Origin of the sequence: Tatumella ptyseos ATCC 33301, assembly GCF_000735525.1 — a bacterium.
Lineage (GTDB): Bacteria > Pseudomonadota > Gammaproteobacteria > Enterobacterales > Enterobacteriaceae > Tatumella > Tatumella ptyseos.
Window position 1 is genome coordinate 1 of record NZ_JMPR01000078.1, and the last position, 301, is coordinate 301.

At 41.2% G+C, this 301-nt stretch carries 1 pseudogene; it reads right to left on the bottom strand.

Going from position 1 to position 301, the window contains the following annotated elements:
- Positions 1 to 35: 35 nt before the first annotated feature.
- A pseudogene (locus GTPT_RS17675) lies at positions 36 to 301 on the bottom strand (hypothetical protein); the annotation flags it as partial.

Genomic DNA, 301 nt, shown 5'->3' on the forward strand with positions numbered 1-301 from the left:
AATTGGGGAGGGGTCAGAAGGCCCAGATCTCTGATTTAGCCTGGTACGGAAATTGGGGAGGGGTCATCATCAAGAATGTTTTCTAGTAACCTGTCGGCAGGTTCTAATTTGTCTGAATTATGCTCACGCCAATGCGCTGTTAACTTCCCTGTTACTGCATCGTTTAGAACCGATTGACGGTATTGTTGTAGTTTAGTTTTTGCTTGTTTTAGCTCTACAACACCTGCATCAATATGAGAAAATAACTCTTCTATTTTTTGTACAATTAGTCCTTGTATTTTCTGCGGGGCCAAGTTAAAGA